This is a genomic window from Bifidobacterium mongoliense DSM 21395, assembly GCF_000741285.1.
GTDB classification, from domain to species: Bacteria; Actinomycetota; Actinomycetes; order Actinomycetales; family Bifidobacteriaceae; genus Bifidobacterium; species Bifidobacterium mongoliense.
The window spans coordinates 1-2,135 of the sequence record NZ_JGZE01000037.1; the positions used below are offsets into that span (position 1 = coordinate 1).

General features: G+C 63.9%; 1 protein-coding gene and 1 pseudogene. Both read left to right on the top strand.

Annotated elements, in window-relative coordinates; all coding sequences use genetic code 11:
* Positions 1 to 50: 50 nt before the first annotated feature.
* A pseudogene (locus BMON_RS09030) lies at positions 51 to 467 on the top strand (amino acid permease); the annotation flags it as partial.
* 276 nt (positions 468 to 743) lie between these two features.
* The gene (gene nrdF, locus BMON_RS09035) at positions 744 to 1,739 is read left to right on the top strand and encodes a class 1b ribonucleoside-diphosphate reductase subunit beta (protein ID WP_051918057.1); all 996 of its coding nucleotides are present in this window, start codon (positions 744 to 746) and stop codon (positions 1,737 to 1,739) included.
* Positions 1,740 to 2,135: the final 396 nt, after the last annotated feature.

Genomic DNA, 2,135 nt, shown 5'->3' on the forward strand with positions numbered 1-2,135 from the left:
CAACCGCAGCATGTCACCCCTGGCACACAGTYGWGGCGTAGCGGSTYGTGAAGCTCGGGGTGGTCTCGAAGTCCAAGGTCCCGGCGAGGGCGATCCTGCTGTCGGCGGCGCTCATCGTGCTCGCGCCGTTCGTTGACATGATCCCGGGCATCTCGGGCGCCTTCGTGCTGTTCTCCTCGGCCTCGAGCGCCGTGATCATCTTCATCTACATCCTGACCATGGTCGCCCATCAGCGGTACCGCCGCTCGGCGGACTTCATCCCCGACGGCTTCATCATGCCCGCCTATCGTTGGACCGGCGTCATCGCCATCGCGTTCTTCGCCTTCGTGTATGTGACGCTGTTCATTGCCCCGGACACCCGCGGCGCCGGCATCGCCGGTCTGGTATGGCTCGCGTGCTTCGGCGGGTACAGCCTGCTGCGCGAGCACTTCCGCAGCCGCGATCTGGCCGAGGCGTTGCACCGCTGATTCGTGCGCATGGCACGTGTGTAAGATATTTCACACGAACCCATGCCATGTCGCGGCCCGCACAAAAGTACTATATGTGGTGTTTGATAGGCAAACGATGAACTACATGTAGTTGTCGTCGGATGCGGGAGTCCTACTGCGGCATGGTGTGCACGCCGCAACGATCCCGCCGCACGGGTGGGCCAGTGGCCCCGGCGTGCGCACGACGCGTACGAAAGGACGAACATGGGCCAGGTCGAAACCTCCGAGAAGGTGGCGCTCGCCGATGACGAGATGATGGAGCGGTCGATTACCCCTCCGCAGTTCCGCTACAACCATGAGGGCCGGATTCGCCCGGTGAACTGGAACCGCATTGTGGATGAGAAGGACCTCGAGGTCTGGAACCGTCTGATCGCCAACTTCTGGCTGCCCGAGAAGGTGCCGCTGTCCAACGACATCCCCTCCTGGAACTCGCTGACCCAGCAGGAGCGCGACACGACCGTGCGCGTCTTCACCGGCCTGACGATGCTCGACACCACGCAGGCGACGGTCGGCGAGATCTGCCAGATCGAGCACGCCCGCACCGAACACGAGCAGGCGATCTACACGAATATCGCCTTCATGCAGTCCGTGCACGCCCGCTCCTACTCCTCGATCTTCTCCACGTTGTGCTCCGGCGAGCAGATCGACGCGGCCTACCGCTGGGCCGTGGGCAACGACCTGCTGCAGGAGCGCGTGCGCACCGTGCTGGTCGAGTACGAAAGCGACGACCCGCTGCACCGCAAGGTCGCCGCGACCCTGCTGTCCTCCCTGCTGCTGTACGCGGGCTTCTATCTGCCGCTGCACTTCTCCTCGCGTGCCAAGCTCATGAACACCGCCGACATGATCCGACTGATCCTGCGCGACAAGGCCATCCACGGCTACTACTCGGGCTACAAGTACCAGCGCGGCCTCGAGCAGCGCTCGGCGGCGGATCAGCGTGCGTTGCACGACTTCACCATGGATCTGCTCGACCGGCTCTACGACCTGGAGCTGCGCTACTCGCGCCAGCTGTACGCGGGCTTCGACTTCATGGACGACGTGGAGGCCTTCGTGCGCTACAACGCCAACAAGGCGCTCATGAACCTGGGCTATCCGACGCGTTTCTCCGTCGAGGAGACCCATGTGAGCCCCGAGATCATGGCGGCGCTCTCGCCCTCCGCGGATGAGAACCACGACTTCTTCTCGGGTTCGGGTTCCTCGTACATCATCGGGCATTCCGTGTCCACCGACGATGACGACTGGGCGTTCTAGGCTCTGGTTTCCCCGCTGCCCTTGTTCTGCAGCGCGGCGTGATGATGTGATGAGGCGACGATGGTCCCCGGCGACATGCCGGGGGCCATCGCCGTATTCCGGGGGCTGTGCGATCACGTGAGCGGGCTCGGTCGACGGCTCTGCTATCGTAAATCATAATAATGGTTACCATTATGATTCGGCGGCCGGGCCTCCCGAGCCACGACCGTCAGGCCGTCTCCGGTCGCCTCCTTCAAGTGCATCATCACGAGTGAAAGAGGAATTCATGCGCCTTCCGCGCCTTATCCCCGTCGCCGCGGCATGCCTATCCATGGCATGCGCGGCGGCCATCCCCGCCATGGCCACCGGCCCGCTGCCGGCCGCATCCGATGTGGGCCGCACCGTGCTCGCGGGCAC